Here is a 12,963-nt window from a genome sequence, read left to right as displayed (position 1 = left end):
CCGCCGTGTGAATACCGGGTGGCGCGGCCATTTTATAGGATCAGCCCTGGCGAAGGGCTTAACCTTCGGCAGCAGGCGTTCCCGGTACTGCACGCTCGTCTGTGGATTCCTGGCACCGAAGCGCACCTCCTGCCGGTGTGCGGCAGGGCCATGCCGGCAAACGGATCAGAGGTGCGGAAAATTGAATTATAATAAAAGTATCCCTTGCGAGAAGAACTGCACAGCGATAGACTCGAAGTAATCTGATGAAAGCGGAGGTAACCATCCCGACATGAAGCACTGACATGACGATTCCATTCACCCGGCTTGAACGACAAATTGACAAGCGACAGGGCGCCCTGCGGCAGCAGAAGGCGATGGGATCCGTATGTCCGGCGGGATGGACTCCTCCGAACGAACGCAACGCGAATAACGACGATAAGCCGCAGATTTATCGGGACTGCCACGCGCATTTTCCCGCAATGATCATGCGGCGCTTCTTTTCCGGCTGTACGTTTATCCCGCAGCCAGAAGCCGGATACATCGCCTGAGGCATTAGCGCCTCCTGCACTTCCGGCGGAGCCGCCCGGTACCCGTCAACTCCCGTCTTGCCGCAGGAACGGCTTTACAGCCGCTTCCGCAAGGAAAGCAGGGGTTAGGGCGGCGAAGGTCTTCATCGTTTACTCCGTTCGAATCGGAATCGTTCATATCGCCCGATATCCGTTTTCTCTCGTTTCTACTGAGCCGCAGGCACCCGCCTGCGGCTTTTCCGCGGGATCGCCTTAGGAGGAAACGAGCATGACTTTATTAATAAAAGCGGCAGGACTTACGAAGGAATGGAACGGACGGACTTTGTTCGAGAACGCCGGCATCGAAATTTACGAAGGAGATCGGGTGGCGCTCTTCGGCCGGAACGGTACGGGAAAATCGACCTTTTTCCGCCTGCTGATAGGTGATTTGCAGCCGGATCAAGGAAGCGTCGAGCGCCGGCTGCCTGCGGCGGAATGGGGCTGGATGCGCCAACAGGCGCAGGTGGAGCCGCAGACGGAGATGCTGGAGTATGTTCAAGCGTACAGCAACCCCGATCTGCATATGCTTAAGACCGGAATTCACGAGCTAGAGGCCCGCATGGCCGGAGAATACCCGGCCGGAGCGGAGGGCGTGGAGACCGCGTACGAGGCTTACGGCGAGCTTATGGACCGTTATGCGAGGCTGGGCGGCTACGACTGGGAAGTCGAAGTCGAGAAACGCCTGCAGCAGCTCAAAATGGGACCCGAATGTTGGCGGGTCCCGTTCATGCAGCTGAGCGGCGGGCAGAAGACGCGTGCGCAGTTGGCCGCGCTGATGGTGTCCTCGCCCAAGCTGCTGCTGCTCGACGAGCCCACGAATCATTTGGACAGCGAGTCGCTGGAATGGCTGGAGCAGTGGATGCGGACATACCCGGGCACCATCCTGTTCGTGTCACACGACCGCGAGTTTCTCGACCGTACGGCGACTTCTCTCTACGAGTTGACGGAAAAAGGAACCACCCGCTATAGCGGCGGGTATTCGGCATACAAGACACAGAAAGAACTCGAAATGCGCACCCGGGAAGGGCTGTACAAGAAGCAGCAGCGTGCCCGGCGGGATTTGGAAGAATGCATCCGCAATTACAAGCAGTGGTTTCAGCAGGCGCACCGGGCGGCAACGAAAGTGGAAGTCGGCGTTACGAAGAGCTTCTATCTTGCCAAAGCCAACAAAAACAGATCCCGCTTCAAAGCGAAGGAGCGTGAACTGGAGCGGCTGGAAGCCGAGCAGGTGGATAAACCGCGCGGCGGGCCCCGGCTGAACATGGAGCTGGCCGGCGAGGACTTAGCCGCCCGGGTGCTGCTGCGGGCGGAGAACCTCCGGCTGGCCTTCGGCGGACAGCCGTTATTCGAAGGTTTAAACGTGACGATCGAACGAGGCGACCGGCTCGCTGTACTCGGACCCAACGGAGCGGGCAAGTCTACGCTGCTCAAGCTCCTGCTCGGCCGGCTGGAGCCGGATAGCGGGGAAGTCGTCCGTCATCCGCGTCTGCGCACCGGATACTTCTCCCAGGAGTTGGAAGGGCTGGCGGGAGAGGAGACGCTGCTGGATACCCTGCTTGCGCTTCCGTCCATGACGGAGACGGCTGCCCGCACGATTCTCGGCTGCTTCCTGTTTCCGGCCGACGCCGCTTTCAAAAAGCTGTCGGACCTGAGCATGGGCGAGCGGTGCCGGGCGGCGTTTCTCCGCTTGTATTTCAGCGGAGCCAATCTCCTCGTGCTCGACGAGCCGACGAACTATCTGGACATCGACACGCGGGAGCAGATCGAGGCGGCGCTGGAACGCTTTCCGGGAGCGCTAGCCGTCGTTTCCCACGACCGCTATCTGATCCGCAGGACGGCCAACCGGCTGCTGGTGCTTCATCCGCCGGACGGTGCGCCGGAATTTTTCCGGGGTACGTACGCCGAGTATGCGGATCGCGATCAAAGCGGCGCCTCGACGCCTCCGAGCGCACGGAGCGATGAAATCCGCCGTCTGGAGCTTCAGCTTGCCCGGCTGATCGCCGGTCCGGAGGAGGAGGGCGGTCCGCAGGGGACGCCGGATCACATGGATGCGATCCGTTCTTTGCGGGAACACATCGAGTCTCTCCGGACAGGCGGGGAGGAAGCGGCGTCTCCGGATTCCGGGACCGGCCCGGAGGGCTAGCTCGTCTCCCTTGGGGGTCGGTTGCCCGTTCGACCGGCGAGCCGGGAGCGGCGAGCCCTCGTTTCCGGTTCGGGCCTGCCTGGTCCCGTCCCGGCCTCCTACCGGAAGCGAGTTATACGGGAGGACTCGCTCTCGGCCCGGTTAAACACCAAAAAAAGACGGGATCCTCGTGTGAAGGATCCCGTCTTTTTTTGGTTGATGGTTTACTCCGCGGCGGGTTTGGTTTTGCCTGCCGGATCCGCTTTTTTCCGCTCGGTCAGTTTGATTGTCGGTACGGCAACCGTCAGCACGGCTCCCAGCACGATGAAAATCAGAGCGAACAAGTAGACGGAATGCAGAGAGGAGACGAGCGAATTTTTTAGAATCGGAGCGATGGTCTTCAGGAACTCCGCAGGCATTTGCGCTTCCGGGCTGAACAGGAACGAGTACATCCCTTGCGGATTTGTGTGAATCATTTCCGTAAATTCGGCGACCAGTTCCTTAGCCTGCTCAGGAAGCTTTTGCAGCACGGGGATAAGCGTGTCGGTCAACTGGTTGGTCGATTTATGGTTCATAATCGCCCCGAGGATGGTCATGCCGAATGTTCCGCCGATGGAACGGAAGAACTGGCTTGACGAAGTGACGACTCCCAGCTCCGATTTCGGGAACGATTCCTGGAGAACAAGCGTCAGGATCGGCATCACAAGTCCCATGCCAAGACCGATTACGAGCATAATCAATGTAGCGGTAAGCTTCGTCGTATCAATGCTCATCGTCGTCAGCAGAAGGAATCCCGCCGCCATCACGATCATGCCGATGCTGATCTGGACTTTCGGCCCGATTTTGTAGACGATCTGCCCGCCGATAATACTGGCAATGATCATGGTAATCATCATCGGGGTCATGATGGTGCCGGACGCCGAGGCGCTGACACCGACAACCCCCTGCATGAAGAGCGGCACGAAAATAATGGCGCCGAACATGCCGATGCTCATCAGGAAGCCGATGCCGTTGAGCACGGTGAACGTACGGTTTTTAAACAAGCGCACCGGAAGGATGGCTTCCTCCGTGCGGGATTCGATAATAATGAAAGCGGTGATGGAGATAACGGCGAGAACGAACAGGCCGATAATCTGCCAGGACAGCCACGGATACTCACTGCCCCCGAAGCTGAGACCGAGCAGGAGACTGACGACCCCGACAATCATGGTAAACATGCCGGCTACGTCGAACTTGACGGGCCCTTGTGTCTTGTGCTTGCTGAGGCCCATGGCGATAAAGATAACGGCGATAATCCCGACGGGCAGATTGATGTAGAACACCCATCTCCAGTTGAGCCCATCCACGATCCAGCCGCCGATTTGCGGACCGATGACGGAAGCGAGGCCGTAAAGGGCGCCGAAAACCCCCTGCCATTTGGCGCGCTCCTTGCCGGTGAACAAGTCCCCGATGATAATCATTGCCATCGGCATCATAATACCGCCGCCGATACCTTGAATGCCCCGGTATACGATAAGCTGAGCCATGCTGTCGGTCGTTCCGCAAAGCGCGGAGCTCACCATAAATATAATAAGCCCCGTCACATAGATGACGCGCCGGCCAAGAAGGTCGGCCAGTTTACCGGCAATCGGCACAACCGCGGTGGAGGTCAGCATGTAGGCGGTAGTCAGCCATGTCATATAACCGAGGCCGCCTAGCTCTCCGACGATCCGCGGCATAGCGGTGCCTACGATCGTTCCTTCGAGGGCTCCGAAAAGCATGGCGATAATCAAACCCGTAATCAGCATACCACGGTGTTTGGTCATTTCTTGTTGATCTTGCTCCAGTTTAAGTGTTTCTCCCATCTTTCGTTTAAACTCCATTTCTCTATGATTTGCAGCATTTTCCGCTCGAGTCATCTTCATTTCCGGCAATATTTTGCAGCTTCTCGGAAATTTTCATCAGCGACTCCAGCTCGTCCTGGTCGAGCCGCGAATAATACTGCTTGATGACTTCGAAAGTTTTGAGCTTCGCTTCTTTGAGCACGCTCTGCCCGTGTTCCGTAAGGGATACCATTACGACACGGCGGTCGCTCTCATCGTGATGCCGGACGACAAGCTTGTTCTGTTCCATCCGGTCGATCATGACAGTAATGGCGCTGGGCTTCACTTCCATCATTTCGGCCAGCTGGGTGATTTTACCGGGACCGGCCTCCGCGATCCAGTTCAGCACGTGAAATTGCGGACCGGTCAGCCCCATTTCTTTAAAGTGAGACATCTGAGGCCCGATCCTGCGGTAAAAGGACATGGTGGCCCGTAAAATTCGGGCTACGTAATCTTCGTTATCAAGCACGGAAGATAGTCTCCTCCTTTCGGATTCAAAAAATATGTTCATTGTTTATTATTTAAACTATATAAATATTAAGTTGTATACATAAAAAAGTCAATCAATTGATTTACAAAAAGCGGAGCGCTCTGCCGGAAAAGAAGCAAAACGCTATCCCGATGTGCTACAATGAAGAAAGCAGGTATAGTTGCGGAGGGTATAGATGAGAACGACGATAAACCAACACAGAAAACCGGTATGGATCGGCTTCCTGCTGGGCCTGCTGACTGCCTGCATCCTGATCGGACAAGCGTATGCTTTTCTCTGGACGGAGCAGCAGAAGGCGAACAGCCGGAACCATCTGTTCTGGGATTCGTATTTATACGCCATGTATGGCGTCGATAAAAATTGGTCTTCCGTAATTAAACAGTTAAAAGAAGATTCAGACCCGCAGCGCGTGGCCGCAGATGCCGGTCTTCGCCTATACAATGCCGACCAGAAACTGCTTTTCGACGCCGGTGCATCGTCTTCTTCCGATAAGGAAGACCCTGCATCCGGCCTCATTGACTTGAGAACCGTTAAGGACGGGAACCGGACTCTCGGTTACTATAGTTTGCCCGCCGCGCCATTCCATCATCCTGAGCCGCCGTTTTGGGCCGCCGTTCTGGCGGGCTCCCTGCTCGTCGGAGCTGCCGCCGGTCTCTATCTGAAAAGGGGGGACAACCGGCTCCGGACGGTGCTCGACCGGATCCTCTTCCGTCTTGCCATTCTGGCGAGAGAAGGCGAACCGGATTCCTCCTTCAGGCGGGGCAAAGATAACGGCGGTACAGACATAAACGCCAGGACCGCGGAAGTAGACGCGCTGCTTACGGGCATAGAGGACAAGCTGAGGCAGATGGAAACCGTGCGTCCGCGCATGGTCGCCGATCTGACCCAGGAGCTCAGGCGTCCGCTTACGGTGCTGCGCTCCAGCCTGGAACAGGCGCAGATCGAAGAGAAGAGACTGACGACCGATAAAGCGGCGGCACTCTTCGAAGAAGTCAGCCGCATGTCGGCGCTCGTGAACGACATGCAGCAGCTCATGCTCGCCGAATCCGGCCATCTGGAGCTGGAGAGGCAGTGGTTCTCGCTCCGGGCGAGCCTCGATCCGCTGATCGCCCGCCTGGAGGCGGAGGCCCGCGTCTCCGGCATCGAGCTGCGCTACTCGCCGTCCAGGGAGGTCAGCCTTTACGGCGACCGCCACAAGCTGGAGCAGGCTTTCGGCCATCTGCTCGGGAACGCCGTACGTCTGGCTCGTTCATCGGCCGCCGTATCGGTCACTGTCAACGATCTGGAAGTGACCGTCACCGTCCGTGACGACGGATCCGGCCTTACGCACGACGAGATTCCGCATCTGTTCGAGCGCTTTTACCGGACCGCTTATCCGTCGGCCGCCGCGGCTTCCGAACCGGGGCTGGGCTTCGGAATGGCTCTGGTCAAACAGTATGTGGAGGCCCATAACGGAAGTGTCCGGGTCACAAGCGAAGCGGGTCAGGGAACGTCTTTTACCGTCCGTCTGCCTATATTTACCGGAACGTAAGCCGGATAAAAATAAAGGCGGCGGGCATACCTTCAAATGAGGAGGGACGACGATGAGCTACCTTAAACTGCTGCAAATTTACGAAAATGACGGCATGACGCCTAAACGCGCCACCTCATTCCGATACGAGCAAATGCTCGGAACCATCCTGCAGGAAATGAAGCCTACGGAAGTAGGAAGTTCCATGGTACTCTGCCGGGTAGACGATTTCCGGTCTTTCCAGACAACCCGGGTTCAAGCCATCGACCGGGACGGAGCGGAGTTCCGGGTGCTTACCCGGAACACGATCTACCACTTCGAGGTCGTGGAAAGCCGGAACGTTTCCCCGGCTTCACGCCGCGCGTTATGCGAGACTTCGTGAAGCTTGCGCCGATCACAGGCATCCGCCAAAACGCATGCGGGTGCCCGGTCATGCGACGCTGCACCGCGTGAGCGGAAATTTGCGCGCGGTGTACAAAAACGCCTCCCAGCCGATTTTAACGGGCTGAGAGGCGTTTTTTTGTGTCAGGCGCAAATCACTCGTCGGTATTCCGTGGCGCGGCAGCGGGGCTCTTTTCGCTGAAAAAGAGCTTCATCATAGGCGGGGTTACGATGGTGGTCACGAGAACGACCACGACAATCACCGCGAACATTTCTTCGGAAAGCAGCCCGGACTCCTGACCGATGGCGGCTATAATCAAGGCGACTTCACCGCGGGATACCATGGCTGCGCCAATGGCTAGAGAACTGCGCCACTTGAATCCGGCGAGTCTGGCCCCGATGGCGGAACCGACCAGCTTCGTCGCGATGGCAAGAAGGCTGAGGATTACGATAAGCCCGATCGAAGAGGAGATTCCCTGGAACTGTACGGTAACTCCGATGGAGGTGAAGAAAACGGGAACGAAGATAGAGTAGCCGATCGTCTCCACTTTTTCGAACACTTCGTGCTTGAAATTCGTCAGGCTGATGGCGACTCCGGCGATATACGCGCCGATAATGGCCGCGACTCCCGCATATTCCGCCAAATAAGCGTAACCGAAGCAGATGATGAGTGCGGCGGTAATTACCGTCTCCGTAACACGCAGGGGAGCGAATTTTTTCAGAATCCAGGGGACCGCCTTCCATGCGAAAAGAAGAGCAGCCGCGAAGAAAACGACCTTTTTCACGACAATCATGCCTAAATTAACGTCTCCGCCCGCCATGCTCATCAGAAAAGCAAGCGCGATAATGACCAGCACATCGTCAATGACGGCCGCTCCGAGGATCGTCGTCCCTTCTCTGGACTTCAGCTTGCCCATCTCCTTGAGCGCCTGGACCGAAATGCTGACGCTGGTCGCGGACAGGAGAAGGCCGAGAAACGAAGCTTCCAGCGGAGATTGATTCAGTAGGATGCCGGCGAGATAACCGAGGCCGAACGGGACGATAATGCCGGCCATTCCGACGTAACCGGAGGCTTTGCCCGTACGTTTAAACTCCTCCGTATCGGTTTCGAGGCCCGCGATGAACATCAGCAGAATGACCCCGATTTGACTGATTTCCTGCAGCACATCCGTATTCGTCACGAGTCCGAGAAGATTAGGTCCCAGCACAATCCCGATAAGAAGCTTTCCCAGAACCGAGGGCTGCCCGAGCCTTACACTGATGTCCCCGGCCAGTTTCGATGCGAGCAAAATAATAGCCAGTTGAAAAATTAGCACGTACCGCCTCACACTCCTTATTGTTCTTATTGTAGTCCCGGAGCCTGTAAAAGCATACAAAAAGAGCCCGTTACCAAAACCCGCTGTGTAGACACAGCAAGGCCTTGGTGACAGGCTCCTCCGGGAACTGCAATTTTAAGTTGCTATAATTATACACCGGGAGGACGGGTTAAAGCAATGGAAACAGGTGGGATAGATAGACGGCGTACCGGTAAGTCATTTTTCGCAAGTGGCATAAAGACGTGGTATAATTTAGGGAATAAGGTTTAGAAAGGAAGATGTCTTAGTGAAAATATTCAAGGAAGCGATGGGTTGGGCCGGGTCTATCGGCGTTTCGTTTGTCCTCGTCCTGTTTATCGGTATTTTCGTTTTTCAGCCCTACAAAGTTGACGGTCATTCCATGGAGCCCACGCTTCAGAACGAAGAGCGCATTTATATCTCCAAACTGGTGCATACCTTTGCTCAGGAACCGGCATACGGGGACATCGTCGTCATCGACAGCCGGGTGGACCGTCCGCGTACGTTTAAGGACAGCTTGATGGAACAGCCGGTCATTCAGATGATTGCGGGAAGCACGAATAAGAGAACCTTTTACGTCAAAAGAGTGATCGGCAAAGCGGGGGACGTTCTGGAGTTCAAAGATCATCAGGTGTACCGGAACGGTCAAGTGCTCGAGGAACCGTATATAAAAGAAACGATGGAGTTCGTTTCCGATCATAAGTGGACGGTGCCGGAAGGCCATGTATTCGTGATGGGAGATAACCGCAACCACAGCGACGACAGCCGGAAAATCGGGTTTATCCCGCTCGATCATGTGATGGGTGTCAAAAAACTGCCTTAACTGTTTGCGGAAGCATTAGAAAAGGTCCGCTTGCGAATGGCGGCTGAGACCGGAAAGGGGGTTATTATGAGAACACCTACGGACGATCAGGCATGGTACAGTTATCCGGGGATGGTGGCCGTCGTGACTTCACGCTATGGGGGCCGGCAAAATATTATGGCTTCCGGCTGGCACACCTACATAGGCTCCTCTCCCGGCATATACGGAATTTCTTTGAGGAAAGAGACGTATACCTACGCTCTAATTGAGCAAAGCGGCGTATTCGGCGTTCATTTTCTTCCGGGTTCCCGGTCCGAGCTCATACAGGCGGTGGGAACGTTCAGCGGAAGAGACATGGACAAGTACAAGGAGTTCGGCATCGCTTATGACAACGGACTTGCGGCGGATGTTCCTGTGTTAAGGGATGCGTACTATGCTTACGAGTGCAGAGTCATGGATATCCGGACTTACGGGGATCATGAATGGATCGCTGGAGAAATTCTGCAGCGGTATAAGGATGAGGAATTGTTTTTGGACAACGGCCTGCCCGATTTAGGCAAGCTTCAAATCCCCTTGTACATGGGTAGGTCTACTTACCGTATCGTAGAAGAGAAAACGAAAGAAGCGCAGCATCTGTTCGGATAGGACCCGTTCGTGCATAGAAGAAAAACAAACCGCCTCGCTAAACGGGGCGGTTTGCTTCTGTTTGCGGTTGTTGCAGGAGCGTAAGGGGCGGTCCGGGTCGTCCGGAAAATACTTAACTGACCGTCTTTTGAAAAAAGCTGATGTAAAAATCCGGCGCGACTTCCAGGTCCCGGTCGTGCTTGTAGCCGTTTTTCAAATAAAGATTCTTCGCCGGAACGTTGTCCTTGCCCGTCGCTACGTTGAACAGGGACATGTGACCCATGTCGGACTCCAGCGTGTTTAAGAGCTGCTGGGCGATTCCTTTTTTGAAATGATCAGGGTGAACGACCATCCGGCAAATCGTGACCGCTTCTTCTTCAATCGTATAGGAAACGGCTCCGGCAAGCTGATTGTCTATGAAATAGCCCTTAAATTCTTCCCCGCATGCCTGAAATTCCTCGAAAGTCTCTTTTAACGGAGGAATCTCGTAGAAATTAATAATTTTAGCTTCAATTAAATAAGATTCCCGCTGTAATTCGTAAAGGCTGCGTACGAGCCCGGTGTCATGAAAATCAATGTTCCGAATAATGCCTGTGTTCAAAAGGGTCACCTCTAATGATCGGTTGGATTAGCCTTTATCATAAGCAACGCGGATTATAATTTATAGGGGAGCGTTTAACTATAATCAATTTTTCCGCCGGAAGGAGAAGCAAAAGGAGCGGAGGAACGAAGTTTTTCTTGTCGTGTTTTGTTTATACTTCTAGGCGTTTCCGCTGCTTTAAACGAGTGAACAGCGAATATCCTGTGCCATAACAAAGAGACCCCCTGCGCCTTAACGGCCGGGGGCTCTTTTATATATTGGATTCGAGACTAGGCTAACTTCTCAATTGAAATAGATGCACTTACTGTTGGGGTTCCGCCGCCGATTGCATTTTGTAACGTTAATGCACCCGTGTTATCTATTCGGTTTAAGGTTAATACCCCACCGGCCGTTAATTGAACGATAACTTGCCCCGGGTAAGGGTTGTTTCCGGCATTGGTTCCGTAGTTGCTGCATGGAACTAAAGCTGGAGGGAGCGGGCCGGCCGCATCCGGGTCAAAGAACAAGCCGAAAGCGTTATTTCCGGGTGTAGGGAACACCTCATAAGTTATTTTATAAAATCCATTCTCATTTATGATAATGCTGGACGGCGGAGCGAATGTGACGGCTGTCGCACTGATGACGGAGCCGTTAAAGGATACGGCCCCGCCTTGCCCGCCTGGAACGGGTGCTGCGGCTATCGTCTGTGCCTCTGTACTGCACAGAAAGGCAAAGGATGAAATTCCGCCTGCGGGTCCCTGGGGTCCTTGAGGTCCGGCAGGACCTTGTATTCCTTGCGGCCCCGTTAAACCGGTAAGACCTTGGGGGCCGGGGATTCCTTGCGGCCCTTGCGGTCCGGGAATGGGCGTCACATTTACGGTTGGCGGAGGACAGGACACTCTTACGATTTTCTTTTTTACAATCACGATTTTGTTTCTTCTCTTTGGTTTACACACAATAACCGTTTTTTTATGACATCTCTTTCTCTTTGGACAACTCATGTAAGATACCTCCTCGAAATGTTTGATACAAGAGCATCCTATGTCAAGTATCCAACAAACGAAAGGACACTAACCTATTATTGAAAAAAGAGGTTAATGCGGAGGGGGTTTAGTCTAGTATCTATTAATTAAGTCCAGTCAAAATTTTATAGTTTTCATAAACTGATAGTGGACAATAAGATACCTTATTATTTAAGACCCCCTTACTTTAGGGGGCTTTTTTTTGGCCGCCTTAATCAGGATGCAAGAAGCAAAAGTAAGTACAATGCTTGATATGTAACGGTCTTTAAATAAAAATCGGCCCCCGTATCACTACGAGGGCCTTTCATGGGAGAGGAGAAACCGGACGAAGAGCTTATGGGGAAACGTAAGTCTTCTCCGCGGTTGTCTACGACACTTTTGATGTCGATAATTTAAGCATATCCGAAAAAAAGACAGGCTATACCCGGACAGGAAATTTTTTTCAAAGCCTTTTTGTGCAACGAACAAAGATTGTGGTACGATAACAGAAAACCGACAAGAACATTACAGTGGGGAATTCAGCGTATGAGAGTGATTTCTGGAAGTGCCCGGGGCCGTTCTTTAAAAGCCGTACCCGGGATGAGCACGCGTCCGACGACCGACAAGGTCAAGGAGGCGATCTTTTCGATGATCGGGCCTTACTTTGACGGGGGCACGGGGCTCGATCTGTTCGCCGGAACCGGCGGTCTCGGGATCGAGGCGTTAAGCCGGGGGCTGGACACGTGTATATTTATCGACCTGGAGAAAAAAAGTCTGGACACCGTGCGCCACAATCTGGAGGTTACCGGATTGACGGATCGTGCGGAAATATACCGCAATGATGCGGGACGGGCACTGAAGGCTCTGGAGAAACGGGGAAAGCAGTTCGGGCTTGTTTTCCTGGACCCGCCTTACCGGTTTAAAATTACCGGAGACCTTATGCAAAAGATGAAGGGATTGGGACTGCTCGAGCAGGGGGCGACGATCGTGGTGGAACATGACGCCGCGGATAAGCTTCCTGAGGTTTTCGAGGGTTTTGCCATGCAGCGGCGTGCCGATTACGGGGATACGGCTGTGACCTTGTATACCTTTGAAGACACCGGGCCGAACGGAAACCGAACATGAAGAAGGAGCTGACACAGCTGTGCATCAGGAAAAACCACGATTGAAAATAGCGGTTTATCCGGGAAGCTTCGATCCCGTGACGAACGGCCATTTGGACATTATCCGCCGGGCGGCAAAAGTTTTTGACAAATTAATCGTAGCCGTACTGAATAACACTTCGAAAAACCCTTTGTTTTCACTGGAAGAACGGATTGAGCTTCTGACGAAAGTAACGAGGGACATTCCGAACGTCGAGGTGGACGGATTCCGGGATCTTTTGATCAACTACATGGAGTCCAAAGATGTACATATTATTGTCCGGGGACTCCGGGCGGTCTCCGATTTCGAATATGAGCTGCAGCTGTCGACGATGAACAACAAATTGAACGAAGAAGTCGAAACGTTCTTTATGACCTCTTCGCCGCAGTATTCTTTCCTCAGCTCCAGCATTGTAAAAGAAATTGCCCGTTTTCACGGTCCGGTTTCCCATTTCGTTCCCCGGGAAGTGGAGGAAGAGCTGAAACTGAAATTTGCCGCAAGCACACGGCAACCGTAGAACAAGGAAGGCTGCCGGGCGCAGGCTTCCTCTGTCTTTTACGGGCTTG

13 protein-coding genes are annotated in these 12,963 nt (G+C 54.0%); 8 read left to right on the top strand and 5 right to left on the bottom strand.

Annotated elements, in window-relative coordinates; genetic code table 11:
* The first annotated feature begins 284 nt into the window (after positions 1–284).
* Entirely contained in the window at positions 285–530 is a 246-nt protein-coding gene (locus tag AC58P5_RS05985; RefSeq protein WP_497385170.1) for a hypothetical protein, read from the top strand.
* A gap of 247 nt (positions 531–777) precedes the next feature.
* Positions 778–2,691: a ribosomal protection-like ABC-F family protein gene (gene abc-f, locus AC58P5_RS05980; protein ID WP_497385168.1), complete on the top strand. Its 1,914-nt coding sequence runs from the start codon at positions 778–780 to the stop codon at positions 2,689–2,691.
* Between the two features lie 203 nt (positions 2,692–2,894).
* On the opposite strand, the gene AC58P5_RS05975 is transcribed toward abc-f, so the two are convergent.
* The gene (locus AC58P5_RS05975; protein WP_497386035.1) at positions 2,895–4,475 is read right to left on the bottom strand and encodes an MDR family MFS transporter; all 1,581 of its coding nucleotides are present in this window, start codon (positions 4,473–4,475) and stop codon (positions 2,895–2,897) included.
* Between the two features lie 61 nt (positions 4,476–4,536).
* Positions 4,537–5,001 carry a MarR family winged helix-turn-helix transcriptional regulator gene (locus tag AC58P5_RS05970; RefSeq protein WP_497385167.1) on the bottom strand — a complete coding sequence of 155 codons (465 nt, stop codon included), beginning with the start codon at positions 4,999–5,001 and terminating at the stop codon, positions 4,537–4,539.
* A gap of 196 nt (positions 5,002–5,197) precedes the next feature.
* Between AC58P5_RS05970 and AC58P5_RS05965 the strand changes: the two genes are divergently transcribed.
* Together AC58P5_RS05965 and AC58P5_RS05960 are read left to right on the top strand one after the other, a co-directional pair.
* Positions 5,198–6,553 carry a sensor histidine kinase gene (locus AC58P5_RS05965; RefSeq protein WP_497385166.1) on the top strand — a complete coding sequence of 452 codons (1,356 nt, stop codon included), beginning with the start codon at positions 5,198–5,200 and terminating at the stop codon, positions 6,551–6,553.
* A 52-nt stretch (positions 6,554–6,605) separates the two neighbouring features.
* A complete protein-coding gene (locus tag AC58P5_RS05960) occupies positions 6,606–6,914 on the top strand; it encodes a hypothetical protein (protein WP_497385165.1) in 309 nt (102 codons plus the stop codon).
* Positions 6,915–7,068: 154 nt separating this feature from the next.
* On the opposite strand, the gene AC58P5_RS05955 is transcribed toward AC58P5_RS05960, so the two are convergent.
* Positions 7,069–8,229 carry a cation:proton antiporter gene (locus tag AC58P5_RS05955; RefSeq protein ID WP_497385164.1) on the bottom strand — a complete coding sequence of 387 codons (1,161 nt, stop codon included), beginning with the start codon at positions 8,227–8,229 and terminating at the stop codon, positions 7,069–7,071.
* Positions 8,230–8,536: 307 nt separating this feature from the next.
* Between AC58P5_RS05955 and lepB the strand changes: the two genes are divergently transcribed.
* Both lepB and AC58P5_RS05945 read left to right on the top strand, forming a co-directional pair.
* Positions 8,537–9,070: a signal peptidase I gene (gene lepB / locus AC58P5_RS05950; protein WP_497386034.1), complete on the top strand. Its 534-nt coding sequence runs from the start codon at positions 8,537–8,539 to the stop codon at positions 9,068–9,070.
* 66 nt (positions 9,071–9,136) lie between these two features.
* The gene (locus AC58P5_RS05945) at positions 9,137–9,694 is read left to right on the top strand and encodes a flavin reductase family protein (protein WP_497385163.1); all 558 of its coding nucleotides are present in this window, start codon (positions 9,137–9,139) and stop codon (positions 9,692–9,694) included.
* 112 nt (positions 9,695–9,806) lie between these two features.
* Here AC58P5_RS05945 and AC58P5_RS05940 read toward each other — a convergent pair whose 3' ends face one another.
* Both AC58P5_RS05940 and AC58P5_RS05935 read right to left on the bottom strand, forming a co-directional pair.
* The gene (locus AC58P5_RS05940; protein ID WP_497385161.1) at positions 9,807–10,274 is read right to left on the bottom strand and encodes a GNAT family N-acetyltransferase; all 468 of its coding nucleotides are present in this window, start codon (positions 10,272–10,274) and stop codon (positions 9,807–9,809) included.
* Positions 10,275–10,543: 269 nt separating this feature from the next.
* Positions 10,544–11,254: a collagen-like protein gene (locus tag AC58P5_RS05935; RefSeq protein ID WP_497385160.1), complete on the bottom strand. Its 711-nt coding sequence runs from the start codon at positions 11,252–11,254 to the stop codon at positions 10,544–10,546.
* A 546-nt stretch (positions 11,255–11,800) separates the two neighbouring features.
* Between AC58P5_RS05935 and rsmD the strand changes: the two genes are divergently transcribed.
* Positions 11,801–12,379, top strand: coding sequence for a 16S rRNA (guanine(966)-N(2))-methyltransferase RsmD (gene rsmD, locus AC58P5_RS05930; protein ID WP_497385159.1), 579 nt, complete (start codon positions 11,801–11,803; stop codon positions 12,377–12,379).
* A 19-nt stretch (positions 12,380–12,398) separates the two neighbouring features.
* Positions 12,399–12,914 carry a pantetheine-phosphate adenylyltransferase gene (gene coaD, locus AC58P5_RS05925; protein WP_217557615.1) on the top strand — a complete coding sequence of 172 codons (516 nt, stop codon included), beginning with the start codon at positions 12,399–12,401 and terminating at the stop codon, positions 12,912–12,914.
* Positions 12,915–12,963 lie beyond the last annotated feature (49 nt).

It is taken from the genome of Paenibacillus sp. JT31N7 (assembly GCF_059692095.1).
This window is presented reverse-complemented; position numbering and strand designations above follow the sequence as displayed.

What these genes read in the sequence shown, in the direction of transcription:
- AC58P5_RS05985 (WP_497385170.1), top strand. Translation starts at nt 285, where the DNA reads ATGACGATTCCATTCACCCGGCTTGAACGACAAATTGACAAGCGACAG.
- abc-f (WP_497385168.1), top strand. Translation starts at nt 778, where the DNA reads ATGACTTTATTAATAAAAGCGGCAGGACTTACGAAGGAATGGAACGGA.
- AC58P5_RS05975 (WP_497386035.1), bottom strand. Translation starts at nt 4,475, where the DNA reads ATGACCAAACACCGTGGTATGCTGATTACGGGTTTGATTATCGCCATG.
- AC58P5_RS05965 (WP_497385166.1), top strand. Translation starts at nt 5,198, where the DNA reads ATGAGAACGACGATAAACCAACACAGAAAACCGGTATGGATCGGCTTC.
- AC58P5_RS05960 (WP_497385165.1), top strand. Translation starts at nt 6,606, where the DNA reads ATGAGCTACCTTAAACTGCTGCAAATTTACGAAAATGACGGCATGACG.
- lepB (WP_497386034.1), top strand. Translation starts at nt 8,537, where the DNA reads ATGGGTTGGGCCGGGTCTATCGGCGTTTCGTTTGTCCTCGTCCTGTTT.
- AC58P5_RS05945 (WP_497385163.1), top strand. Translation starts at nt 9,137, where the DNA reads ATGAGAACACCTACGGACGATCAGGCATGGTACAGTTATCCGGGGATG.
- AC58P5_RS05935 (WP_497385160.1), bottom strand. Translation starts at nt 11,254, where the DNA reads ATGAGTTGTCCAAAGAGAAAGAGATGTCATAAAAAAACGGTTATTGTG.
- rsmD (WP_497385159.1), top strand. Translation starts at nt 11,801, where the DNA reads ATGAGAGTGATTTCTGGAAGTGCCCGGGGCCGTTCTTTAAAAGCCGTA.